This window comes from Flavobacterium paronense (genome assembly GCF_030409795.1).
GTDB classification, from domain to species: domain Bacteria; phylum Bacteroidota; class Bacteroidia; order Flavobacteriales; family Flavobacteriaceae; genus Flavobacterium; species Flavobacterium paronense.
Window position 1 is genome coordinate 3,003,226 of the sequence record NZ_JAUFQN010000019.1, and the last position, 25,196, is coordinate 3,028,421.

29 protein-coding genes are annotated in these 25,196 nt (G+C 34.9%); 14 read left to right on the top strand and 15 right to left on the bottom strand.

Annotated elements, in window-relative coordinates; translation table 11 throughout:
* Positions 1-45: 45 nt before the first annotated feature.
* Positions 46-735 carry a hypothetical protein gene (locus QWY90_RS14330; protein ID WP_290286733.1) on the bottom strand — a complete coding sequence of 230 codons (690 nt, stop codon included), beginning with the start codon at positions 733-735 and terminating at the stop codon, positions 46-48.
* Positions 736-847: 112 nt separating this feature from the next.
* On the opposite strand from QWY90_RS14330, the gene QWY90_RS14335 reads away from it, so the two are divergent.
* Both QWY90_RS14335 and QWY90_RS14340 read left to right on the top strand, forming a co-directional pair.
* Positions 848-1,825 (top strand): DUF2157 domain-containing protein, encoded by a 978-nt coding sequence (locus QWY90_RS14335; RefSeq protein ID WP_290286734.1) that lies wholly within the window; start codon positions 848-850, stop codon positions 1,823-1,825.
* Positions 1,822-2,982, top strand: a complete 1,161-nt coding sequence (locus tag QWY90_RS14340; protein ID WP_290286736.1) for a hypothetical protein — start codon at positions 1,822-1,824, stop codon at positions 2,980-2,982. The genes QWY90_RS14335 and QWY90_RS14340 overlap by 4 nt, the downstream gene beginning before the upstream one ends.
* Here the strand turns inward: QWY90_RS14340 and QWY90_RS14345 are convergent, their stop codons facing one another.
* Entirely contained in the window at positions 2,983-4,329 is a 1,347-nt protein-coding gene (locus QWY90_RS14345) for a serine hydrolase domain-containing protein (protein ID WP_290286981.1), read from the bottom strand.
* Positions 4,330-4,431: 102 nt separating this feature from the next.
* On the opposite strand from QWY90_RS14345, the gene QWY90_RS14350 reads away from it, so the two are divergent.
* The 6 genes from QWY90_RS14350 (at position 4,432) to QWY90_RS14375 (ending at position 8,383) form a co-directional block, all read left to right on the top strand.
* Positions 4,432-5,652, top strand: a complete 1,221-nt coding sequence (locus QWY90_RS14350; protein ID WP_290286737.1) for an aminotransferase class V-fold PLP-dependent enzyme — start codon at positions 4,432-4,434, stop codon at positions 5,650-5,652.
* 12 nt (positions 5,653-5,664) lie between these two features.
* Positions 5,665-6,102: a hypothetical protein gene (locus QWY90_RS14355; protein WP_290286738.1), complete on the top strand. Its 438-nt coding sequence runs from the start codon at positions 5,665-5,667 to the stop codon at positions 6,100-6,102.
* Complete coding sequence (locus tag QWY90_RS14360) at positions 6,099-6,518, top strand: SufE family protein (protein WP_290286740.1); 420 nt, start codon at positions 6,099-6,101, stop codon at positions 6,516-6,518. Before QWY90_RS14355 ends, QWY90_RS14360 begins: the two co-directional genes overlap by 4 nt.
* Positions 6,519-6,523: 5 nt before the next feature.
* Positions 6,524-6,847: an SUF system Fe-S cluster assembly protein gene (locus tag QWY90_RS14365; protein ID WP_290286742.1), complete on the top strand. Its 324-nt coding sequence runs from the start codon at positions 6,524-6,526 to the stop codon at positions 6,845-6,847.
* Positions 6,848-6,908: 61 nt separating this feature from the next.
* Entirely contained in the window at positions 6,909-7,415 is a 507-nt protein-coding gene (locus QWY90_RS14370) for a DUF2480 family protein (RefSeq protein ID WP_290286743.1), read from the top strand.
* Positions 7,416-7,489: 74 nt separating this feature from the next.
* On the top strand, positions 7,490-8,383 hold the full coding sequence (locus tag QWY90_RS14375; RefSeq protein ID WP_290286744.1) for a DUF3078 domain-containing protein: 894 nt from the start codon (positions 7,490-7,492) through the stop codon (positions 8,381-8,383).
* 94 nt (positions 8,384-8,477) lie between these two features.
* On the opposite strand, the gene QWY90_RS14380 is transcribed toward QWY90_RS14375, so the two are convergent.
* The 3 genes from QWY90_RS14380 to QWY90_RS14390 form a co-directional block, all read right to left on the bottom strand.
* The gene (locus QWY90_RS14380) at positions 8,478-8,717 is read right to left on the bottom strand and encodes a hypothetical protein (protein WP_290286746.1); all 240 of its coding nucleotides are present in this window, start codon (positions 8,715-8,717) and stop codon (positions 8,478-8,480) included.
* A 206-nt stretch (positions 8,718-8,923) separates the two neighbouring features.
* Positions 8,924-10,075: a cystathionine gamma-synthase gene (locus tag QWY90_RS14385; RefSeq protein WP_290286982.1), complete on the bottom strand. Its 1,152-nt coding sequence runs from the start codon at positions 10,073-10,075 to the stop codon at positions 8,924-8,926.
* Positions 10,076-10,136: 61 nt separating this feature from the next.
* Positions 10,137-10,592, bottom strand: coding sequence for a DinB family protein (locus QWY90_RS14390; RefSeq protein WP_290286747.1), 456 nt, complete (start codon positions 10,590-10,592; stop codon positions 10,137-10,139).
* Between the two features lie 69 nt (positions 10,593-10,661).
* Between QWY90_RS14390 and QWY90_RS14395 the strand changes: the two genes are divergently transcribed.
* From QWY90_RS14395 to QWY90_RS14420, 6 genes are all read left to right on the top strand, one after another.
* On the top strand, positions 10,662-11,015 hold the full coding sequence (locus tag QWY90_RS14395; protein WP_290286748.1) for an arsenate reductase family protein: 354 nt from the start codon (positions 10,662-10,664) through the stop codon (positions 11,013-11,015).
* On the top strand, positions 11,015-11,905 hold the full coding sequence (locus QWY90_RS14400; protein ID WP_290286750.1) for a DMT family transporter: 891 nt from the start codon (positions 11,015-11,017) through the stop codon (positions 11,903-11,905). Before QWY90_RS14395 ends, QWY90_RS14400 begins: the two co-directional genes overlap by 1 nt.
* Before the next feature lie 93 nt (positions 11,906-11,998).
* A complete protein-coding gene (locus tag QWY90_RS14405; RefSeq protein ID WP_290286751.1) occupies positions 11,999-12,859 on the top strand; it encodes a YicC/YloC family endoribonuclease in 861 nt (286 codons plus the stop codon).
* A 117-nt stretch (positions 12,860-12,976) separates the two neighbouring features.
* Positions 12,977-13,546, top strand: coding sequence for a guanylate kinase (gene gmk / locus QWY90_RS14410; RefSeq protein WP_290286752.1), 570 nt, complete (start codon positions 12,977-12,979; stop codon positions 13,544-13,546).
* A complete protein-coding gene (nadD, locus tag QWY90_RS14415; protein WP_290286754.1) occupies positions 13,546-14,127 on the top strand; it encodes a nicotinate (nicotinamide) nucleotide adenylyltransferase in 582 nt (193 codons plus the stop codon). Before gmk ends, nadD begins: the two co-directional genes overlap by 1 nt.
* A gap of 62 nt (positions 14,128-14,189) precedes the next feature.
* Positions 14,190-15,185, top strand: a complete 996-nt coding sequence (locus QWY90_RS14420; protein WP_290286755.1) for an NAD(P)H-dependent glycerol-3-phosphate dehydrogenase — start codon at positions 14,190-14,192, stop codon at positions 15,183-15,185.
* Between the two features lies 1 nt (position 15,186).
* On the opposite strand, the gene QWY90_RS14425 is transcribed toward QWY90_RS14420, so the two are convergent.
* From QWY90_RS14425 to QWY90_RS14470, 10 genes are all read right to left on the bottom strand, one after another.
* Positions 15,187-15,594: a hypothetical protein gene (locus QWY90_RS14425; RefSeq protein ID WP_290286756.1), complete on the bottom strand. Its 408-nt coding sequence runs from the start codon at positions 15,592-15,594 to the stop codon at positions 15,187-15,189.
* Between the two features lie 109 nt (positions 15,595-15,703).
* Positions 15,704-16,723 carry a phenylalanine--tRNA ligase subunit alpha gene (locus QWY90_RS14430; RefSeq protein WP_290286757.1) on the bottom strand — a complete coding sequence of 340 codons (1,020 nt, stop codon included), beginning with the start codon at positions 16,721-16,723 and terminating at the stop codon, positions 15,704-15,706.
* Between the two features lie 113 nt (positions 16,724-16,836).
* Positions 16,837-17,193: a hypothetical protein gene (locus QWY90_RS14435; protein WP_290286758.1), complete on the bottom strand. Its 357-nt coding sequence runs from the start codon at positions 17,191-17,193 to the stop codon at positions 16,837-16,839.
* Between the two features lie 115 nt (positions 17,194-17,308).
* Positions 17,309-18,055 (bottom strand): tetratricopeptide repeat protein, encoded by a 747-nt coding sequence (locus QWY90_RS14440; RefSeq protein WP_290286759.1) that lies wholly within the window; start codon positions 18,053-18,055, stop codon positions 17,309-17,311.
* Positions 18,056-18,082: 27 nt separating this feature from the next.
* On the bottom strand, positions 18,083-19,849 hold the full coding sequence (locus QWY90_RS14445) for a BatD family protein (protein WP_290286760.1): 1,767 nt from the start codon (positions 19,847-19,849) through the stop codon (positions 18,083-18,085).
* Between the two features lie 27 nt (positions 19,850-19,876).
* On the bottom strand, positions 19,877-20,638 hold the full coding sequence (locus tag QWY90_RS14450) for a tetratricopeptide repeat protein (protein WP_290286761.1): 762 nt from the start codon (positions 20,636-20,638) through the stop codon (positions 19,877-19,879).
* Complete coding sequence (locus tag QWY90_RS14455) at positions 20,639-21,676, bottom strand: vWA domain-containing protein (protein ID WP_290286762.1); 1,038 nt, start codon at positions 21,674-21,676, stop codon at positions 20,639-20,641.
* Positions 21,677-21,682: 6 nt separating this feature from the next.
* Complete coding sequence (locus QWY90_RS14460; RefSeq protein WP_290286763.1) at positions 21,683-22,684, bottom strand: vWA domain-containing protein; 1,002 nt, start codon at positions 22,682-22,684, stop codon at positions 21,683-21,685.
* Positions 22,681-24,312: a hypothetical protein gene (locus QWY90_RS14465; protein WP_290286764.1), complete on the bottom strand. Its 1,632-nt coding sequence runs from the start codon at positions 24,310-24,312 to the stop codon at positions 22,681-22,683. Before QWY90_RS14465 ends, QWY90_RS14460 begins: the two co-directional genes overlap by 4 nt.
* Positions 24,313-24,316: 4 nt before the next feature.
* On the bottom strand, positions 24,317-25,183 hold the full coding sequence (locus tag QWY90_RS14470; RefSeq protein WP_290286765.1) for a DUF58 domain-containing protein: 867 nt from the start codon (positions 25,181-25,183) through the stop codon (positions 24,317-24,319).
* Between the last annotated feature and the right edge of the window lie 13 nt (positions 25,184-25,196).

The following is a 25,196-nucleotide window of genomic DNA, read 5'->3' on the forward strand; positions in this document are numbered from 1 at the left end:
AAAAAGGCTGTCAATTGACAGCCTTTTTACTTTTTTTATTGAATATTAATGAAGTGTATAGCTTGTTAAATACCTTGTTTTGGTTATATTATCTGTGCTTATTGTAGTACTATCATATATTAATCCAATATCTTTTGCAAACCAATTTTCACCAGAAATAGTTACAGTTTGTGAATTTACAGTTTCAGTAAGAGTCATTTGCATTTTTATAACATTATTATACGTTATACCGCCTAATGTGACACTTACATCTCTTGCCGTAATATTTCCTACATAACTAATATTTGCAGAAGTACTTCCTGAACTAGAGCCTGTATAAGTTACTTTTGGTTTAGCTGAACCTGTCCAGGTTTCACCAACCTGAAGATCATCCTGGAATATCTTAATTTCAAATCCAGCAATCGTAATTGTAAGTGAACCTTGCGTTTCTGTGTAAGGTGCCGATTTCTGATAATAAGATGCACCTCTTTTATTCATCCAGGCTTGAACGTTTGTTTCACTGCTTGTATCTGTGAATTCATAATAAGTATTTCCACCAAAAGCAGTAGTTCCTATTAGGTTCATTTCGGTTGCATCGGTGCCATTGGTATACTGCCACTTGTTGTTTACCGCCATCGGAAAGTAATCTCCAGTTGTTGTCCCGTTTGATTCAGCCGCATCATCACTGCTACAGGATGATAAACAAAATGCAGATAGAACCAGTAAGATTAGGATTTTAAAAGTATTCTTTTTCATAAGTAAGATTTTTTGTAATTGTAGCCAAATATATAAAAACTTCTCAACGTAAGGATTCACTTTATATCAATGTTAAATATTTAAGTATATTTGATTACAATCATATAGCAATATGGGAAAAGAAATTAATGAATTTACAGAAACGTTACTGACCAGGGAATTACTTACTGATGCTCAAATGAAATCTATAAAGCAATATGATGCTTTGGGTATCTTTTCGCTTCATAATGAGCTTCGTTTTTTGCTTTATTTGGGAGTTTTATTATTTACATCGGGAATTGGCACTCTTGTTTATAAGAACATTGACAGTATAGGCCATGTAGCTGTTTTGTGTTTGCTATTGTTGTTAATTGGCATTGGATTTTATTTTAGTTTTAAAAAAGCAAAAGGATTTTCTAAAGATGAGGTCTTGTTCGATAATCCCGTTTATGATTATATAGTGTTGTTGTGTACGATTTTGAGCTGTGTTTTTATTGGCTATTTACAATATCAATATCAGGTTTTTGGCTATGGATTGTCTAGTTTAGTGTGCAGTTTAGTTGGATTCTTCTGTGCCTATTATTTCGATAATAAAAGTGCACTTTCAATAGGAATAACGGGTTTGGCCACTTTTATCGGAATAAGCATCACGCCCAAAGCGTTACTTGAAAATGAGATTTACAACAATCCATCGCTTATATATTATGGCATCGCATTAGGTGGTTTTTTGCTTCTTTGGGCTGAATATTCAGAGAGAATTTCTTTAAAAAAGCACTTTCACTTGCTATTTCTGACTTTTGCATTGCATTTGATAGGCATTTGCTCAATAGCAGCATTGTTCGAAACGTATTGGTATATTTTTGTCTTCTTACTTGCTGCAACACTTTATTATTTTTATAAAATAAGTTATGTGATTGGCTCTATTTTTCTGTTTGTTTTTACCGTACTATATGGCTATATCGGATTTAATATAATTCTTTTCAAACTGATAGATTTTATAGATTTTTCAGATTTTTGGCAGTTACTTACTATTCTAACGCCAGTTTATTTCATAGGATCAATATTCGGTTTTATAAGGTTGATTAAGCACTTTAATAATGAGAAATCATGATTGTTTTTAATAAAGAATTACTGGACAACACTTTTTTATTTGCCGAAGCCAAAAAATTAAATAGCCAAGGTTTTGTTTCGAAAGAACAATTGAGCGAAATAAAAAAACAGTTACTAGTCTTGACAAGTAATGAAAATTTGTTGATTCGGATTGGGTTTTTTATTTTAGGTAGTTTCTTATTTTCTTCCTTAACAGCTGTAATAGCATTAGTTACAATCAGTTTGACAGCTTCTCATTTGGGTATCATATTGTTTATTTATACTTTATTAGGAATAGGAGCCAGTGAGTTTTTAGCAAAAGAACAACGTCAGTTTGGTTATGGTTTGGATGATGCTTTTATTTTGGGTTTCCAAGGGTTTTTTTGCGCCACATTTGGTGTTGCTTTTGAAAGTCCATTAGCCGCTTTTATCGCTTTAGCTTTTATCGGATTAGTTGCTTGTATTCGTTATGTACATACTTTATCAATTCTACTAAGTTTGATAGGAATAACAGGCGCAGTTTGTTATGCTGTTTTAGAATTAAAGATCTTAGCCTCTTCGTTTTTGCCATTTATTCTTTTACTTTTGGCGACAAGCCTTTATTTTATTTATGCTAAGATTAGTAAAATGACTAGGTTCAAATATTATACTAATCCCATTATGTTACTACAAGGGTTTAGTTTGTTATTGGGATATTTATCGATGAATTATTTAGTGGTTCGTGAGCTATCTGAATCTTTATTAGGATTAACTATTACTAAAGGTGAAGATATTCCACTTGCTTTTTTGTTTTATGGATTTACTTTTTTAGTGCCCGTTTTTTATATTGTTTATTCGCTTTATACAAAAGACAGATTGATGCTAATTATCGGATTTCTAACGTTTGGTTTTTCTGTCTACACCATTCGTTTTTATTATCAAATTTTGCCGATTGAAGTGGCGCTTCTAATAGGCGGCACTTTACTTTTTGTAACGACTTATCTTGCAATCAGAAAGTTAAAAGATAAAGGAACAGGATTGACTTTTAAACCAGCAAAAGGCACAAAAACAGATTTTATGACAAATCTTGAAGGAATAGTTGTGGCCACTCAAGTTGATTTAAAACTAATGGAGTCTCAAAGCAAAATGCCTTTTGGTGGTGGTGGATTTAGCGGTGGTGGTGCAGGAGAAAAATTTTAATTATTTCTTCAAACTCGATACAACATCTCTCAAAAACCTATTAAAATCAAATTCTGGTTCTTCAGTTAAACCCATTCGGACAATTACTAAATCCAGCGAAGGAAAAATAGCTACCATTTGCCCTTGGAAGCCACTACAATAAAACATATCACGAGGAACATTTGGGAAGTAACCACCAGCATTAAGCCAAAATTGAGCACCATACCTTCCGTTTGAAGTATTGGTTGGTGTGGCTACGTATTTCGCCCAATTTTCTTCAAATAGCTGTTCGCCATTCCAATTTCCTTTATGCAAATAAAGCAAACCAAATTTTGCCCAATCTCTAGTTGTTGCCCAACCATAAGACGAACCGACAAAGTTTCCAGCCATATCGGTTTCAACCAAAGCCGAGTTCATTCCGATTTTATCTAATAAGCTGCTATACCAAAAATCTAAATATTCCTGATGTGTTTTGAATTGTTTTCGCAAGATTCCGGACAACAAATTTGTAGTTCCTGATGAGTAATTCCAATGCGAATTTGGTTTGAATTTAGCCGATTTTTCTATTTGAGAATTAGTCATATCTTCAGCTTGAAAGAGCATTCTGGTCACATCCGAAATTTTGCCGTAATCTTCTTCCCATTCCAAACCTGAGTTCATATGCAATAAATCATTGATAGTGATTTTGGAGCGTTCATCATTTTTCCATTCACTAATCGGAGCTGGTTTTATGATGTCAATTTTACCTTGTTTTTGCAGTATTCCAAAATAAGTAGCAGTCAAACTTTTGGTCATTGACCACCCTAAAATTTTAGAAGTTGCTCTAAAGCCAGGCGCATATTTTTCGGCAATTAAATGGTCTTTATAAAGCACAACTACAGAGCGCGTGCGTTTGTTTTTTTCGCCTTCTTTGTCAAAAGCATCTTCAACCGCTTTTTGTAATTTGTAGTAATCAATGTTGGCAAAAACAGAATCTTGCGGATTATTGTTGCCATAAGGATAAGGCAAATTGTTTTTTAATTCGGTTCTTTTCGGAACTTCGTATGGCTTTGTAACATCAAAATCATCATCAATTAAAGTAGCGCCCAAACCTTCACGATAAATCGCTTTGCGTTCTTTTAATCCGTGAACCGATGCCGTTACAAATTTCTTGGTATCACTAATTTCATTTGTGGCCCAATCTACTTTCGGAATGTCGTTATCACCTTGCTGAATAGTTTCCAAACTTCGCCCATCAATAAAGTGTCCGGAAGCCACACTTTTAGCTGAAAATCCTGAAATTAAATCGAGTTGGGGATAAATAGCAATGCGTAAATATACAAGAACAATTAGCAATAAAACAGCAAGAACTTTGAGAGTTTTTTTCATCATCAATTTGGATTATACGTAGATAAGTAAAAGTAAAAAAATATAGTGTTCAAAAGCGCTTAATTAGCTACTTTTGTATTTAGAATTTTTCTAAATAAAGAAATGTTAGATATAAATAAAATCAGAGTCGATTTCCCGATACTTTCTCAACAAATAAACGGCAAACCGCTGGTCTATTTTGATAATGGTGCGACTTCTCAAAAACCACAAGTTGTGATTGATGCGATAGTTGATTATTATTCGAGTTACAACGCCAATATTCACCGTGGCGTTCATACGCTTAGCCAACTAGCAACAGATGCTTATGAGCAAGCCCGAAATAAAATACAAACACATTTTAATGCCAAACACAATTATGAAATCATCTTTACTTCGGGTACCACCGAAAGTATAAATTTGGTTGCCAATGGTTTTGCATCCTTGTTAAAAAAGGATGACGAAATTATTGTTTCTGCATTAGAACATCACAGTAATATTGTGCCTTGGCAGATGTTGTGCGAACATACTGGCGCAAAGCTATTAGTCATTCCGATGAATTATGATGGCGAATTGTTGATGGATGAATACGAAAAATTACTTTCCGATAAAACCAAATTAGTAGTTTGCAACCATATTTCAAATGGTTTGGGAACTATCAATCCAATTGAGTTTATAATAGAAAAAGCGCACCAAATCGGAGCCGCAGTTTTGATTGATGGTGCACAAGCTTGTCCGCATTTAAAACCTGATGTACAAGCATTGAATGTAGATTTTTATGTAACTTCAGCTCACAAAATGTGTGGTCCAACAGGCGTTGGAATGTTATACGGAAAAGAAGAATGGCTCAGAAAACTGCCACCTTACAAAGGCGGAGGTGAAATGATTGCCACTGTGACTTTTGAAAAAACAACCTATGCCGATTTGCCTCATAAATTTGAAGCAGGAACGCCAAATATTTGTGGTGGAATTGCCTTTGGAACCGCAATTGATTATATGAATGAAGTTGGTTTTGACAACATTGCTTCTTATGAAAAAGAATTGTTGGAATATGGAACAAAAAGAGTATTAGAAATAGAAGGCGTTGAGATTTATGGTCCAAAAGATTTGAATAAAAAAGCATCTGTAATTTCGTTTAACCTCAAAGGAATTCACCCTTATGATGTTGGCACGATTATAGATAAATTGGGAATCGCAGTCCGAACCGGACATCATTGTGCTCAACCAATTATGGATTTTTATAAAATTCCGGGAACAATAAGAGCAAGTTTCGCTTTTTATAATACCAAAGAAGAAATAGATTTGATGATTGATGCATTGAAAAAAGCACAAATGATGTTATCTTAAAAACATAAAAATATGAAAGCAATTACCATGATTTTACTGACTGTCTTCCTTGCTAAAGGTTGCAGCAACGAAGCCCAAAACGACATTTCCAATACAACACTACAATACACAGCAACAACACGAGGATTTTTCCAAAAAATTGTTGTTATTAATCAAAAAGCGACCATTTCAAGAGATAGAAATAGCGAAAAATTTCCTGAAGAAATAGCCATTTCAGATAAAGATTGGAAAGAAATAATTAGTTATTTTGAAAAAATAGATTTGGGAAAAGTGCCAACATTAAAAGACCCAACTCAGAAAAGATTTTATGATGGTGCCGCAATCGCCAATCTTAAAATACGTTATCAAGATAAAAATTATGAAACAACTGATTTTGATCACGGATTTCCACCTGCAGAAATTGAAAAATTAGTCAACAAAATAGTTTCATTTGGCAAAGCAAAAGAATGACAATAAAAGAAATACAAGAGGAAATCGTTGACGAGTTTTCAATGTTTGACGATTGGATGCAACGCTACGAATACATCATCGATTTAGGGAAATCACTTCCTCTGATTGATGAACAATACAAGACCGAAGATAACATTATCAAAGGCTGTCAGTCGAAAGTTTGGGTTCATGGAGAGCAAAATGGAGACAAAATAGTTTTCACTGCCGATAGTGATGCTATTCTGACTAAAGGAATTATAGCGATTTTAATACGAGCTTTTTCCAATCAAAAAGCAGCAGATATTTTGGAAGCCAACACTGATTTTATTGATGAAATAGGGCTAAAAGAACACTTATCGCCAACGCGTGCCAACGGTTTGGTTTCGATGATAAAAAAAATAAAAATGTATGCATTGGCATTCAATGCAAAAAATTAAAAGATATGGAAGAATTTAAAGACGATATCAATTTAGGAGAAAACGTGGTGAAAACCCTGAAAGGTATTTACGACCCAGAAATTCCTGTTGATATTTATGAATTAGGATTAATCTACGATGTAATGATTAATGAAGAAAATGAAGTAAAAGTACTGATGACATTGACTTCCCCAAATTGCCCAGTAGCCGAAACATTACCTCTTGAAGTAGAAGAAAAAATTAAAAAAATAGAGACTGTTAAATCATGTGAAGTAGAAATCACTTTTGATCCGCCTTGGAGCAAAGATTTAATGAGCGAAGAAGCTAAATTGGAATTAGGAATGCTTTAATATTAGTATTCAATTGGAAGATTTTCAGCTTAACTGAATACTAAAACTGAACACTAATAAAATGGACAAAATCATCAACAAAGTTGCCAACTCCATACTTGAAGTATTCGATTTGGAAGATTATTATCCAATCGGAATTCGAACTCAAATTGATATTTCGCAATGGCTTTTTGAAGATTTTTTATTGAAAGAAAAAGACTTTCGAGAAGCGTTAAAAAATCACGACTGGAAACAATATGAAAATCAGTATATAGCTATTAATTGTTCAACGAATGCTATTATACCTGCTTGGGCGAGTATTTTAGTTACTGTTTATCTTACTCCTTTTGCCAAAAAAGTGGTTATGGGCAATTTGTCCGATTTAGAAACTTCACTTTACCAGGAAGTCCTCCCAACATTAGATTATTCAAAATACCAAGATAAGCCAGTTATTTTAAAAGGTTGTTCTAAAAAACCTGTTCCCGAAAGTGCTTATATCATGGCAATCCAAAAATTACAACCATTCGCCAAGAGCATCATGTATGGAGAAGCTTGTTCAGCTGTTCCGTTGTTCAAAAAAGGGAAATAGTATAGATTTTTACAAGATTTGGATTAGCCAAATGGATTTGTATCTTTGCGCCTTAAAATTTTAAAATTAAAAAAATGAAAAAAATTTTACTAGGAAGTACATTGATTTTTTTTATGAATACTGCCTTTTCTCAAGTTAGCGAAAAAGAATTATTAAAGAAAACAGAAGAAGCTATAGCTAAAATAAAGGATGAAAAACCTGCAGGCTGGGAGAAAAAAGGGATGTTTACTTTCTTACTTAATCAAGCCAATTTTAACAACTGGTTAGCTGGTGGACAAAGTAGTATTTCTGGAAATGCCGGAGTGAAATACGATTTCAATTATAAAAGCAATTCCTGGACATGGGATAACAAACTATTTGCTAACTACGGATTAACTAAACTTCAAGGACAGCCGCTTCAAAAAACGGATGATAGAGTAGAATTTAATTCGCTTCTTGGAAAGAAAGCTTCAGGAGAATGGTATTATTCTGCTTTTTTTAACTTTAAAACCCAATTTGATTCAGGATTCGATCCTGCGGATAACACGATTAAAATATCGCATTTCTTTTCGCCTGCTTACTTCCAATTTGGACCTGGTATGCTTTGGAAAAAAAGTGATAATTTGAAGATAAATGTGGCTCCGGCAACTTCAAAATTAATTATAGTTCACAAGCATTTTACAGAATTTGGACCAGCTTTTGGAGTGAAACAAGGCGAAAGTTCGCGCTATGAATTTGGTGCTGCTGTTAATGGATATTATAAATTCAATTTGATGGAAAATGTAACTGCGGAGAATATCCTAAATTTATACACTAACTATTTAGAAGATGGTCAAAATGTAGACATTGATTATACGTTGAATATTGTAATGAAAGTCAATAAATATTTGTCAACTAACTTTTCTTTTCAAACAATTTACGACGACAACGCTTTTGCCGGATTCCAAACAAGAGAAGTTATTGGAGTTGGAGTGAATTACGGTTTCTAAGTAAACATAAAGTAAATAAAATAGCCTATTCATTGATTTGAATAGGCTATTTTATTTACTAATACTAACTTTTAGACTTATTCTAACAGCATTATTATTTTTTAAAGCGAATACTGTTCTTAGATTTCATAACAATTTCTTTAGAAGATCTAGAACAAGCACTAAAAGTGGTTGAGGTGTTTGTTTCTTTTTTTGCATAAGCAATTTTTGATCTGCACTCATCAGGGCCACCACTGTCGTTTGGCAGTCTTGGGTGAGAAATAGCTTTTGCACTAAATAATATGAGCAAAAATAAGAACAGTTTGAAAGCATCTTTTGGGGTAATTGTTTTCATAGGGTAAGAATATTTAATTATACAAGATAAACGTATTTAAATAAAATCAAAAAACCGTCAAAACACTTATAATAATCGACTAAATACATAAAAAATTAAAATAAATATAATTTTTCTTATAAAATAATTTAACCGTATTTCAGAAAAATTCACAAAAAAAGCCAGAGAAACTAAATTACTCTGGCTTGTATTATAAAATTGATTTACTACCTAAATGCCTGTTCAATATCGGCTAATAAATCGTCGATATCTTCAACACCAGTACTTAACCGAACTAAATCATCAGTAATTCCAACTTCTTTTCGCTTGTCTTCCGGAATCGAAGCATGTGTCATCAAAGCCGGATGATTCGCCAAACTCTCAACGCCACCAAGCGATTCTGCCAAAGTGAAGACTTTCAGTTTTTCAAGGAAAGCAACGGCATCTTCTTTTTTACCTGATTTAAAGGTGAACGAAACCATTCCGCCAAAACCACTCATTTGTTTTTTGGCAACATTATGAAAAGGATGACTCGGCAATCCAGGATAATAAACCGTTTCCACTTCGGGATGGTTGCTTAAAAAAGCGGCTACTTTTTCACCATTTTCACAATGACGTTGTACTCGTAAATGTAATGTTTTGATTCCGCGTAAAACTAAGAAGCTATCCATCGGTCCTAATGTTGCGCCAGTTGCGAATTGTTTGAAATGTAACTCATCGCCCAACGCTTTGTCTTTTATAATTAAAGCTCCGGCAATAACATCTGAATGACCTCCAAGATATTTGGTAGCCGAATGCATGACTACATCGGCACCTAAATCCAAAGGTTTTTGTAAATAAGGTGTAGCAAAAGTATTGTCAACAGCAAAAAGAATATTTTTTTCTTTGGTAATTTTAGCAATTTCCTGAATGTCGGCTAATTTCATCAACGGATTGGTTGGCGTTTCTACCCAAACTAACTTCGTGTTTTCATTGATTAGCGAATGAAATTTGGCAATATCATTCATATCCACAAAGTGGAATTTAAGACCGCTGTCTTTGTAAATACGAGTAAACATTCTATAAGTTCCACCATATAAATCGTCCATTGCAATGATCTCGTCACCAGCTTTGAACAATCGCAACAAACAATCTGTTGCCGCTAATCCTGAAGAAAAGGCTAATCCGCGAGTGCCATTTTCTATCGAAGCCAAAGCATCTTCCAAAGCCTGACGTGTTGGATTTGCAGCTCTTGAATATTCGTAATCTCCAACAGGTTTTCCCGGCGAAGTCTGTGCGTATGTTGAGGTTTGAAATACGGGCGGCATTACGGCTCCGGTAACTTTTTCATGATGTTGGCCACCATGTATAACTTTAGTATTGAATTTCATTTGGTAAATATTTGTTCTAAATTTTTGGCAAAGATATTTTAATTTTTTGGATGCTGGAGTGAGTTTAACGTTATATAAACTTTCTAATATTCATCATAAAACCCATGTGCAAAGCCTCGTGATAATTATTAAAATTCATGGCTTCTATGGTCGTTGCCAAATGAAATCCGGTTCCGGTTGTATATTCATTATAGGCGACAAATTTGCCGTTGGTATAATCTTCTTTTGTCTTTTCGATAAGTGAAAAAAGAAGTTCTTTTAATTCATCAATTTCAGCTTGTGTTGTTGTTCCTGTTGGTTTGGAACCATTTTTATAGGTATTTGTCATTTCATCCGAAACATAAGTAGGCAATCCCGAAAGACGATAAACCAAACCTTGTTGCGCCACGATAATATGACCTAAATTCCAAGCTAAATTATTACTAAAACCTTCCGGGATTTTATTCAATTGTTCCAACGAATAGCTATCTATAAGTTTAAGATAAAGCCTTCTGTTGGTTTCCCATATTTTAAATATTGCGTCCATATTTTCAAATTTTTATCAAAAATACAGATTATAAGTTTCAAATGATTTTCCTTTGTAAAAAGAAATTTCATGACGAATAAAATTTACTATTTAGCCTCTTGCGATACGTGCAGAAAAATCATTAAGTCATTGCCAAATCCTGATAAATTGGAATTTCACGACATTCGACAAAACCCAATTACAGAGAAAGAACTAGAGGAAATGCATTCACTTTCCGGAAGCTATGAAGCGTTATTTAGCAAAAAAGCACAGCTTTATAAAGCAATGGATTTGAAAAATAAAGCGTTGACCGAAGCTGATTTCAAAAAGTATATTTTAGAACATTATACTTTTTTAAGTCGCCCTGTTTTTATCATCGATGACAAAATATATATTGGTAACGGGCAGAAAAATATCATTGAAGTTATAAAAGCATTATCATAATGTCAAAAAGAACTTGGGCACTGATTGCCGCAATGATGGTGTCCCTGATTTATGGTGTTTCGTTTACTATTGCTAAAGACGTGATGCCAATGTACGTCAAACCATACGGGTTTATTATATTGCGCGTTTTTGGCACAACTATTTTGTTTTGGTTCATTTCCTTTTTTGGTCCAAAAGAAAAAATTCAACTTCAGGATTTGCCTCGAATAGTTGCCGCTGCTTTTTTTGGCGTGGCTTTGAACATGCTGACTTTCTTTAAAGGGTTAAGTTTTACCACACCTATTTCGGCAGCAGTGATTATGGTTACAGCTCCAATAATTGTGATGATTCTTTCTGCTATTATTATCAATGAAAAAATAAAAATTCGAAAAATTTTTGGAATTTTCCTTGGACTTCTTGGCACCGTTTTTTTAATTCTATATGGAAAATCTATAGGCAACGCAACTAATGCTTCGTTGGGGAATTTTTTGGTTTTTATCAACGCAGTTTCCTATGCTTTTTATTTGATTGTTGTTAAAAAACTAATGGATAAATACAACGCCTTTACTTTTGTAAAATGGATTTATACTATTGGCTTTTTGATGGTTTTGCCTTTTGGATGGAACGAATATCAGGAAATACCATGGGTGACAATTCCGACTCACATTCTATGGGAGATTGGATTTGTAGTGCTCTTCACGACTTTTTTTACGTATTTATTTAATCTAATTTCCATGCGGGAATTAAAGCCAACAACGGTCGCTGTTTTTATTTATTTGCAACCACTTTTTGCCACTGTTTTTGCCATCAGCTTAGGAAAAGATGAACTGACATTGGTTAAAATGGTGTCGGCTGTTTTGATATTTTCTGGAGTTTATTTGGTAACTCAAAAAAAAGCAATTAGTAAATAGGAATCAGTTGGCAGAATAGCGATTTTGAACGGAATACTAATCACTGAACACTGAACACTTTTTCATATATTTGAAGTCTATTAAAATACACTAATGATACAATCAATGACCGGTTTTGGAAAAGCAACATTGCAATTACCAACCAAAAAAATTACTGTCGAAATAAAATCACTAAACTCTAAAGGTTTAGATTTAAATACCAGAATGCCATCAGTTTTCAGAGAAATGGAATTGGGTTTGCGCAATCAGCTTTCGACGCGATTGGAGCGTGGAAAAATAGATTTTTCATTGTACATCGAAGCAACAGGCGAAGAGACTTCATCAAAAATTAATGTGCCAATTATCATAGGTTACATCAATCAAATGAAAGCAGTCATTCCCAATGCGGATGAAACTGAGTTGATGAAAATGGCAGTCAGAATGCCCGATGCACTAAAAACAGAGCGTGATGAAATTGATGAAACCGAGTGGAAGAAAATCCAAACGGTGATTGATGAAGCAATAGAAAATATTGCCCAATTCAGAAAAGATGAAGGCATCTCATTGGAAAAAGAATTTTTGCATCGTATTGCCAATATCATGACCTTAATGAATAATGCTGTAGCGTATGATGCAGAAAGAGTTGAAACCGTAAAAACCAGATTGCGCACCGCTTTAGATGAATTAAAGGAAAACGTAGATGAAAATCGTTTTGAACAAGAACTAATTTTTTACTTAGAGAAATACGACATCACGGAAGAGAAAGTACGTTTGGAAAACCACTTAAACTATTTCATCGAAACCATTGCAGGAACAGAAGCCAACGGAAGAAAATTGGGTTTCATCACACAGGAAATGGGGAGAGAAATAAACACCATGGGCTCCAAATCCAATCATACCGAAATGCAAAAACTGGTCGTTATGATGAAAGACGAATTGGAGAAAATTAAGGAACAGGTATTAAACGTATTATAATTTTTAGCCACAGATTCAAAGATTATGAGGGTTTTTTAATCCGTGAATCTGTGGCTAAAAGTTAAAAAAACACTAACACTAGGGTAGCGACTGACGCAGTAAATAAATTCAGCTTAAATGAACAAAGGAAAATTATTAGTGTTCTCAGCGCCATCAGGTTCAGGGAAAACAACTATAGTAAGACATTTATTAGCACAACCTGAACTGAATCTCGAGTTCTCTATTTCGGCGGCAACACGAGAACTTCGTGGCGAAGAAGTGAATGGTAAAGATTATTACTTTATGTCGATTGCCGACTTCAAAAAACACATCAAAGCGGATGATTTTATCGAATGGGAAGAAGTGTATCGCGATAATTTTTACGGGACATTGAAAAGTGAAGTTGAGCGTATTTGGGCCAAAGGCAAAAACGTGATTTTTGATATTGATGTTTCCGGCGGATTGCGAATCAAGCATAAATTTCCGGAAGAAACGTTAGCTGTTTTTGTAAAACCACCAAGTGTCGACGAACTTAAACGCCGATTAAAAGAACGTTCCACAGAAAGCGAAGACAAAATAAATATGCGTATCGCAAAAGCTCATGTTGAACTGGCGACTGCACCACAGTTTGACATGATTATCAAGAATTATGATTTGGATGTTGCTAAAGCAGAAGCATACAAATTGGTAAAAGAGTTTATAAAATAATGAAAATCGGACTCTATTTCGGCACCTTTAACCCAATCCACATTGGGCATATGATTATTGCAAATCACATGGCAGAATATTCCGATTTAGATCAGATTTGGATGGTCGTTACGCCACACAATCCGCACAAACAAAAGACTACTTTGCTCGATGATTACCAGCGTTTGCACATGGTGACTTTGGCGACAGAGGATTTCACTAAAATCAAACCTTCGGATATTGAATTCAAATTACCACAGCCTAGTTATACCGTAAATACGCTGGCGCATTTGGAAGAAAAATATCCAAAGCATCGGTTTGCCTTAATCATGGGCGAGGACAATCTGAATTCGCTTCATAAATGGAAAAACTACGAGGTAATTCTTGAAAATCATCATATTTATGTATATCCAAGATTAAACTCTGGCGAGATTGATGAGCAGTTTATAAATCATGCAAAAATTCATCGTATTGGTGCACCGGTAATTGAGCTTTCATCAACTTTTATCCGAGAAAGCATCAAAAATAAAAAGAATGTTGCGCCTATGTTACCTCAAAAAGTTTGGGAGTATATTGATAGTAGTGCATTTTATAAGAAGTAGTTTTTTTTCTAAAAATATCATTTTAAAATGAGTATTTTTGATTGATATAAATGTTTATCTTCATGAATAAATCTCCAAAATTTGCAGTAATTGGTGGCGGAAGTTGGGCTACAGCCATTGCAAAAATGTTATGTGTTAATCTTGACGAAATTGCCTGGTACATGCGAAATCAATCGGCAATTGACCATATAAAAACCCAAAAACACAATCCAAATTATTTAAGTTCCGTTGAATTTGACACCAAAAAACTTAGATTAACTTCGGATATAAATGAAGCCGTGGCTTATGCTGATTATATCATTTTTGCTATTCCTTCAGCGTTTTTAAATGCCGAATTGGAAAAGTTAACTGTGAGTTTGAAGGACAAAGTTATTTTTTCAGCCATCAAAGGAATTGTACCTGAAACATTCCTGATAGTTGGAGAACATTTCAATAAAAAATATGATATTCCTTTTGAAAATATTGGAGTGATTACCGGCCCGTGTCACGCTGAAGAAGTGGCGCTGGAACGTCTTTCTTATTTGACTATTGCTTGTGGCGATTCGGATAAAGCTAAAGTTGTGGCTAATATTCTTTCCAGTAATTATATTAAAACAAAAATTTCAGACGATATCATCGGAACAGAATATGCTGCGATGCTGAAAAATATTTATGCTATTGCCGCCGGAATTGCACATGGATTAGGCTATGGTGATAACTTTCAGTCGGTGATAATGAGTAATTCAATTCGCGAGATGAAAAAATTCATCAAAAAAGTGCATAAGATGAAACGAAATATCAATGATTCTGCTTATTTGGGGGATTTATTGGTAACTGGTTATTCAGTCTTTTCCCGTAACAGGATGTTCGGAAACATGATTGGAAAAGGCTACACTGTTAAATCAGCTATGATGGAAATGTCAATGGTTGCCGAAGGGTATTATGCCGTTAAAAGTGCTTATAAACTAAATCAGGAATACAAAGCCCAAACGCCAATTATTGATGCGGTTTATCAGATTTTGTATGAAGGAAAAGAAGCGAAAGCCGTGTTTAAAAAACTAACAGAGAAGTTGGATTAACTTACCTCACAATTACTCCATCTACAAACAAAATAGGCACTTCTTCTACATAATCCGGAGTTATACTCTGTGCACTAAAGGTGAATTTTTTATCGTAAAGTGTGTTGCCAATAAAATACGTAACCATAAACTCGTTATTCAGTTTCAATACACTTTGTTCAATCATTTCGATTTTCACAACGGATACAGCAGGAACTTGAACGAATGCGTGACGTAAGAGCGACGTTTTCTTCATTTCGCCATCAAGAGTGCCAAAAGCTTTAGAAACGACCATTACGCTGTCTAAATCGAAGTCAGAATCGTTAACCAAATAAACATTCCAAATTTTATCCATAAAGTCATCGCTCCATTCCTGTACGGCGGCGAAGAATACGTTTTCTACTTCTGGGATGTTGATGTCTGATTTCAAACTTAAACGATTAAAATTTTTAGGAGCTATTTCCCGCTTTACGTTGCAATCTTTTGCTCCGTTGCACTCCACAAAAGGATTTCCACTGCAATCGGGGCTAGGCTTTTGTTTATATACTCGATTTGAATTGCTCTAGGAAGCGTACATCATTTTCATAGAACATTCTAATATCGCCAATTTGGTATAACAACATGGCAATACGCTCAATTCCCATTCCAAAGGCAAATCCGTTGTATTCATCCGGATTGATACCACAGTTTTTCAGAACATTTGGGTCAACCATTCCGCAACCCATAATTTCTAACCAGCCTGTTCCTTTGGTGATACGATAATCAGTTTCGGTTTTTAAACCCCAATAAATGTCAACCTCAGCACTTGGCTCAGTAAACGGAAAATAACTTGGTCTCAAACGGATTTTTGATTTACCAAACATTTCTTTAGTGAAATATAAAAGCGTCTGCTTTAAATCGGCAAACGAAACATCTTTGTCAATATACAAACCTTCCACCTGATGGAAAATACAATGGGAACGCGAAGAAACTGCTTCATTTCTGAAAACTCTTCCCGGTGAAATAGTACGGATTGGCGGTTTGTTGTTTTCCATATAACGAACCTGAACAGATGAAGTATGCGTTCTCAGCAACACATCCGGATTAGTTTGAATGAAAAAAGTATCTTGCATATCTCTAGCCGGATGATATTCCGGTAAGTTCAGCGCCGTAAAATTGTGCCAGTCGTCTTCAATTTCCGGACCTTCAGAAACATTGAATCCAATAGTTGAGAAAATATCAATGATTTGATTTTTTACTAAGGATATAGGATGACGGGAACCAATTACAATAGGTTCAGCAGGACGAGATAAATCGCCATAGAAACCTTTTACTTCTTCTTTGCTTTCCAGTTCTTCCTGTATGGTTTTTACTTTTTCTTCAGCTACGGTTTTCAATGTATTGATAACTTGCCCGAAGTCTTTTTTCTGGTCGTTTGGAATGTTTTTGAACTCAGTAAAAAGTTCTTTCAGCAAACCTTTACTGCCCAAATATTTGATACGAAAATGCTCTAAAGCTTCTTTGTTTTTGGTGTTGAAAGCTTTAGCTTCTTCAATATGTTCTTTAATCTTGTCTATCATCGGTCATTTTGTAAAGATGCAAATTTAGGTTTTAACCGCAAAGTTCGCAAGGTTTTTATGGGATTTCTCGCAAAGGAGCAAAGAGCGCAAAGTGCTACTACATAAATAGACTATTACTCAATAACCTCCTTTTCCAGAAAGTAATTCACAATCGCTTCTTTCATTAAAACCGATTGTTCTCCGGCTTTTAATGATGGCAATTCCTCTTTGATTTTATAATGTGGCCAACCATCTTTATCTACAAAATCAAATTCGTAGAAACCATAAGGTTCTAACAAACGGCAGATGGCAATGTGCATTAGATTTACCTTTTCATCTTTTTTGAAAGGCTGCTTGAATTGCCCTAATTCCTGCACTCCGATTAAGTATATGATGGCGTCTAAATCCAGAATATCTCCTTCAGCAAACTGATTGGAAAGGATTTGAACGACATTGTCCCAGCGGTTTTTTAATTGTTCGTCTCTTGACATTTTTGGATTTAGGAATTATGATTTAGGAATAAGGATTTAAACCTAAATAAAATTAGTCTGCAAAGATAATCATACTGAACACTAATCCCGATAGCTATCGGGAGAAAACTGAACACTAATTCTTAATTTCCTTAATCGTGCTTTCTTCAATCCAGCCTGTTGTTTCGTCGGTGAGTTCGACTTTTTTCCAGTTGGCGATGCTTTCCAGAATGTAAACTTTGGTTCCTTCGTGTAGCACAAAAGCATCAGTTGCAGCACTTTTTGGTTCGCTTTTTACGGATGCTGTTTCGGCAAAAACGATAGCCGGTCTTTCGTTATCCATGCGGCCTTTTTCATAAAAACCGGATGCAGCACTTAGGCCAATTCCGATGAGCCACAGAAACATTCCAAAAAAGAAAATGCGCTTCAAAACAGTTGAATGCGAAAAGTAATACCCCACAAAAAAAAGCAAAAATAAGAAGGCAAAAGCCACTGCAATCCATGCCCAAGTGTCATAATAATACTTTGAGGTTAAATCAGCCAGCAGTTTGTTGAAACCTACTTTTGGAATAACTTTGATATCGTCAATAGCCATTTTTCGGGCAAATTCTAAGTTGGTTTTTATCTCAGTATCGTTCGGGCTAAGCAATAAGGCTTTTTCAAAATTGAAAATCGCCGGTGCTACTTTATGCGATTTGTAATAGCAATTCCCTAAATTGAAATACAATTCCGCCGATTGTTTCCCGGAATTTACAACGCTTTCATAGCTAGAAATCGCAGCAATCCAATTTTCTTTTTCGTAGAATTTGTTTCCTTGGTCAAAACCAGTTTGTGCCAATGAAATCTGAAAAATTAAAAGGAATATGTAGAATATATTTTTCATTATCAATTATCAATTATTCATTGTCAATTATTTTAATTGCTTTTCAAGTTCAGAAATAATCACCACCGCTTTGTCGTAATCATTTTGGATTGCCGATTCAGAAGAAAAAGCATAACGTGCCAATTCACAGTTTTCAGTTAACTGAATAAACTCTGAAACCGTTTCCGCATTTGCTTTTCGCGAAAGCAAAAGTTCTGTTATCTTGTCTTTGCTCATTTCCGAAGTTTCGATGTGCAGTTTCGCTTTCAGGAAATTGTGCATGGCTTTTTCAAGCGCAATGTAAAAAGGTTCTTTGTTGCCCAAATGTTTTTTGGCATCACCCAAATATTTTTTAGCCAAAGCATTCGATTTTTTGATTTTGTTACCCACAACATCATTGTCCATTTCTTCTTTTTTCCTTCTTCCGATAATTAAAAACGGAATCGCTAAAAACGGAAGTAACACCAAAGAATAAAACAATCCTGAACCAAGGAAATCATCCTTTTCCATAGGTTGTAAAGTTGTTTTTTGTTTGATGTAAGCAAACGACTTGGCCGCTTCTAATTTGGTTTTGGCCACATCATTCGGATTAGCTTTTTCTGAACTTGCTACACTTGGTCCATCCAAAACATTGATTGTTATGGGTTGGGAAGTAATGGTTTTATAGCTATTTGAACCCAAATCAAAGTAGGAGAAACGCATAGGTTTTATTTGGTAATTGCCTTTGTATTGTGGAATTATCGTGTATTTATCCGAAATTCTTCCAGTCATTCCTGTTAAAGGTGTTGACACATTTTCGTCGTGAACCGGATCATACATTTCTAAAGCAGCAGGCAAAACAGGTTTTGGCAATGTAAACAATTTCATGTTTCCGGTTCCGACAACACTTACATCTAAATCTAAAGATTCTCCGTTTTTTAATATGGTTTTGGATGGTTTTACTTGAAAATCCATACGACCAACAGCGCCGGAAAAATCTTCAGGTTTTCCTTTTTCAGGAAGTGCTTTTACGTTGATGACTTTGCTTCCGGCAGAAACTCGTTTACTGTCTTCGGTCATCATGGCTTGCCCCCAAAAATTTCTTTTATTTGTCGGCACCTGACAATCTATATCTAAAGAAAGTGGCTCAATTTCAAGCTTCCCGGATTTTTGTGGATATAAAACGGTTTTTCTTAAAATCACATAACGATATCGCTCGCCTTTAAAGATTCCGTCTTGTGCAACCAATTGTTTGATGTCGATATTTTGACTCCAAAAATCATTGTATTTTGGTTTGTTTAATTCGCGCCAATTTGTGATTCCGATGTTGTAACTGAAATACAATTTGTAAACCACGGTAATCGGTTCGTTCAGATATGGATTGGTTTTTGAAATATCTGCAACCAAATACAAGTTATCGTCTGCGCTTATGGCTGGAGCTTCATTTGGATCTTTTGGAATTTCAACCGCATTGGTCACATTGATTTTAACGGGTGATGTTTTATAAATCTGACCATTGATTTCAACCGATGCTTGTCTTAGTGTTAATGAGCCTTTCTGTGTAGGCAGTAAAATATAGATATACGATTTATTAAACGAACTTTTTCCGTTTATCCAGGATTGACTTACCGATTGACTTGGTCCGCCAACGACTTTAAATCCGCACGCTTCAAAATTTGGCGGTACAAAATTATCACCATCAGCATTCATTGTAAAATCAACACGAAGTCGTTCGTTTAATCCCAAAGAATTCTTGCTCACTTTTGCTTCAAATTGGACCTGAGCAAAAAATGATGAACTTATTAGTAAAACCGTTAAAATTATTATCCTTTTCATTTTCAAATTGACTAATTTTAAAATTAACTACCAATCTTTTTCTGCTTTTTTAGGATTGGCCTGTACTTTTTGTTTGTTTACTTTATCCTGAATTTTTTTCTCTTCATTGTTTACAGCATCTAATAAATTCTCTAAACGTTGTTTCGAAATTCCGCCAGGTTGAGGTTTTGGTTGTCCTTGATTTTGATCTTTATTGTCTTTGTTATCTTTATTTTTATCTCCGTCTTTTTTATCTTTGTCTTTGTCTTTTCCGTCTTTCTTGTCGTCTTTTTTATCTTTGTCTTTGTCCTTGTTTTTATCGTCTTTTTTGTCCTTGTCTTTTTTGTCCTTGTCCTTTTTATCGTCTTTTTTTGGCGGATTATCTTTTAGCATATTTTTAGCCAAAGCATAGTTGTAACGTGTTTCCTCATCTGCCGGATTGTTCCGTAACGCATTTTTATAGGCTTCTACCGCTCCACCATAATCCTTATCTTTCATCAGTGTATTACCGATATTGTGAAACACCTGATGTTTTTCGGCTCTGGTTTTAGCGTTTTTCAAAGCTTTTGCGTAATGATATTTGGCTTCGCTTGATTGATTTTGTCTGTAAACCGCGTTTCCTAAATTGTAGGATGCAATCGATTTTTTCGGGTTTTTAGATTCCGAAATCCTGTATTCGGCTTCAGCATCATCATATTTTTTTTCGGCAAAAGAATCGTTTCCTTTTGGCAAATCTTTATCCTTTTCCTTCTCTTGGGCTTTCGCCAAAAAGGAAATCAGAATTAAACTATATAAAAGTAACTTTTTCATTTATTCTTTTTCATTAAATAAATTCATCTTTTTCACCCATTTTGTCTTTTTCTCCAAAAGGAAAACATCCAAAAACAATAAGAAAAACCCAAATCCTAAAAACCATTGAAACTGTGATTTGAAATCGGCCATTTGTGTGCTTTCAAATTCTGTTTTTTGAATATTGTCTAAAGCATTTTTTACATAATCCAAAACATCTTTAGTTGAGTTGCCATCAACATAACCGCCACCGGCACTTTTTGCAATTGCTTTCAATACTTCAGCGTTTCTTTTAGTAATTACCACTTCGCCATTTTGGTCGCGCTGAAAACTTTCAACAACGCCATTTCTTTTCAACGGAATGGTTCCTCCTTTTTCAGTTCCAACACCGATTGTCATTATTTTCAGCCCCACTTTTTTAGCTTCTTCAGCCGCATCGGCAGCCGCATCGGAATGATCTTCACCATCGGTAATGATGATTAAAAGTTTGTTGGTTTTATCTTTTTTATCGATGTAAGTTGTTGCTAAATTAATTGCCTGATCAATTGATGTTCCTTGTGCCGAAATCATTCCGGGATTCATCGTCTGTAAAAACATTTTCCCAACGCTATAATCCGAAGTAATTGGCAAAACCGGGAAAGCACTACCGGAATAGGCTATAATTCCAATTCGGTCGCTGCCTAGATTATTGATAATCTGTGAGACCAATTGCTTGCTTTTTTCCAAACGACTAGGCGCTACGTCTTCGGCCAACATACTTTTGGAAACGTCAATCGCAAAAATGATATCAATTCCTTCGCGTTTTACGGTTTCTAATTTGGTTCCGATTTTTGGGTTAACCAATCCGATTATTAAACAAGTTAATGCTAGTAGAATTACAGCTAATTTCAAAGCAGATTTGAAAACTGATTTTTCGGGGCTTAATTTTTTGATTAAATCCAAATCACCAAACTCGCGCTGCTTTTTTCTTTTCCAGAATTGAATGTACAGGAAAAGTAATGCCATTACAGGAATGACAATCAAGAAATATAAATACCATTTTTCTTCTAACTCGTACATAATTCTTTATATAAAACTTCTATAAATCGTATTTCGTAAACCAAATTCTAGTAAAACTAAAATCCCAGCAATCCAAACAAATAATCTGTATTTCTCATCATAATCATAGAATTTCAGCTCTTGAATTTCTGTTGTTTCCAATTTGTTGATTTCTTTATAAATCGATTCCAATTTACTATTGCTGCTGGCTCTAAAATATTTCCCACCAGTATTTCTAGCGATTGTCTGCAATAAATTCACATCAATTTCAACAGGCATCATTCGGAATAAAAAGCCACCATTTGGCGCATAAGCATATGGAAACATCGCGTTTCCATTAGTTCCGATTCCAATCGTGTAAACTTTGATTCCATATTCTTTTGCAATTTGCGAAGCCGTTTCGGGCTCAATAAAACCAGCGTTGTTCACACCATCAGTCAAAAGGATAATCACTTTGCTTTTGGCTTTACTGTCTTTTAAACGATTGACAGCAGTAGTTAATCCCATTCCGATTCCCGTTCCGTCCTGCAAAACATTGTCGTATTTAATACTTTGAATGGCTTCCTGAATAATTGCTTTGTCGCTCGTTACGGGCGTTTTTGTATAGGCTTCTGAAGCATACACTACAATTCCGATTCGGTCATTTGGTCGTCCTTCCACGAAGTTTTCGGCTACTTTTTTCAAAGCTTCCATTCGGTTTGGCTTTAAATCTTTGGCCAGCATACTTCCCGAAACGTCGATTGCCATTACAATATCAATCCCTTTAGTCGATTTTGTCTGGCTGCTGATATCTACTTTTCTTGGTCGCGCCATGGCAATAATCAACGAACTCAATGCCAATAATCGCAATACAAATAAGAATGGTTTTAGTTTGGCTAACAACGATTTTTGTGCTTTGAAACCTTTTACCGAACTTATTTTCAAAGTTGCACCTTGCTGTTTTCTTTTCCAGATTTGCCACAAAACAGCTGCCGGAAGTACTAAAAACAACCAGAAAAATTCAGGATTTAAAAAGCTTACCTCTTTCATTCTTGTGCTGTTTGTAATTCGACCGAGTTCAACATTCTTTCGGCAATTTGTTGTCCGTATTTATCATCTTCACGATGCATTACCATAATAGTCTGCAGTCCGCCGTTTTGACTGAAAAGCAATACTTCATAATACATTTTGGTTGACTTGCCTTTTACTTTATCTAAAACAGTCATTGTACCATAAGCTTTCTTACCTGTAATTCCTTTTTGTGTATCAAAATCTTCTGTCTTCACGATGATGTTTTGCGCACCTTGTGCTTCCATAACTTTCAGATACCCTTCGGCTGTCTTATCTAAATCTATTTGTGTTTCTTGTTTGTAAGTTACTGTCGAAACCGAGATATAGAAATCTTCCAACAAGCTTCCGTAACCGAAAGTCTGCATTTCCTTAATCAACGCCATAGCATCTTTTGGAAGTGTTTTTGTGGCGTCAATTCGCTTTAACACTTTTGGTGTTTCGACTCTTACGCCGGGATTTCCGTATTCACTATAAACCCATTGCCCTTCGACTAAATCTTTGGTTGGATGACCAAGGAAATTGTCTTTTACATAGTCAAATCCTTTGAAATAAATTAGGCCCAAAACAAAAAGAAGCAGCATTCCCAATAGGATTCCGATGGTCGAAATAATTCTAACGCGTTTTTGTTTTTTTAATTTTTGCAAACGCGCCAATTCTTTTTGTTGTTCGTTCCATAACGCCAGTTCATCATCATTTTCTACAACTTCCGGAATTGATTTATGAATGATTACGATAGAGCTTGAAATACGTTTTTTATCTTCCTCAATTTCAAAATCAAGCGGTTTTACCTTGGCAAATTTTACTAAATCAGCTTGCATTAAAACTTTTTCCAGATTTTCTACCGTTTCGTTTGAGAGTTTTAATTTCTTTTGTTTGGATGCTTTTCGCAAACCTTCAATGAGTTCCGAAGTTGTGCTTTCCATCGCTGGAATATTGATTTCTTCTTCGATATAATTACGCGCAATGTCTGTCAGTTCCGAATAATAATGTTTGATTTCACCTTTTTGCCATAGCTCTTTGGTTTCTAATTGTTGTAACAGAGTCGTTGCTTTTTCGATAGGCGATTTGAAAACAATCACTTCAGCTTTTGGTTGATTTTGTCTTTTCTTAATGAATTGATAAATGAAATAGCCAGCAATTCCAATAGCTAACAAGATCAAAAGGTAAATCCACCAAGTTCCTAACGGACTTTCAGCTTGCGCGATGTCTTTGATATCGAACATTTTTTGCTTTAATGTGTCGACTTTTACATCATTAACTTCTACTTTGATGCTGTCTGAAAAAACAGGTTTTCCATTGATTAAAACAGGAATTCTTGGAATAATATATTTTCCGCTGTCGAATTGTGTTAAGCCATATTTTTTAATTAATTCATATCGAGCACCGTTTTTAACCGTGTCAATTTTATAGGATTGAATAACTTCCAAAGCACCAAAATTCTTAGCTTCAGGGAATTTTACTTTGGATAAGGTATCAACATCGGTTTTTAAAGTCAATTTGAATTCGGCTCCGATTTTGTTTTTGGTAACATCCACAGAAGTTGTCACCTTTTGGGCAAAAAGCGAAGTCGATAACAGAAAGAATGCTATATATAATTTGAATTTCATTGTTTTATCTGGATTTAAAATAACCCAATAATTTTGTCACGTAACTTTCGTCAACTCTTGTATTCACAGTTCCTGAACCACATTTTGAAAAGATATCTTTAAAGTAACTCACTTTATCCTGATATTGTTTTTCATAGCTCAAGCGTGCTTTTTTTGAACCTGTATTTACTACTAAAATTTCTCCTGTTTCGGCATCTTCCATTTCTACCATTCCGATGTTTGGCATTTTTTCCTCGCGGATGTCATACACACGAACACCGGTAATGTCATGTTTTTTTCCGGCAATTTTCAAGGTTTTCTCGTAATCATCATCAACCATAAAATCAGAAATCACAAAGACAATCGCTTTCTTTTTTTGTGTTGATGAAAGAAATTTCAATGCTTGAGATAAATCGGTTTTTTTGCTTTTTGGCTGGAATTCAATTAACTCACGGATGATTCTCAATACGTGTGACTTTCCTTTTTTCGGCGGAATATATAATTCGATTTGGTCAGTGAATAAAATCAAGCCAATCTTATCATTATTCTGCGTTGCTGAAAATGCCATAGTTGCAGCAATTTCGGTTACGATTTCACTTTTTAGCTGATTTTTGGTGCCAAAACTTTCAGAACCCGAGATATCTACCATCAGCATCATCGTCAATTCACGTTCTTCTTCAAAAACTTTTACGTAAGGTTCGTTGTAGCGTGCGGTTACGTTCCAATCAATGGCACGAATGTCGTCACCAAACTGGTATTGGCGCACTTCCGAAAACGTCATACCACGGCCTTTAAATGACGTGTGGTATTCACCCGAGAAGATATGATCACTCAGTCTTCGGGTTTTGATTTCGATTTTACGAACTTTTTTGAGTAAGTCTTTAGTTTCCATTTCGCAAACAGTT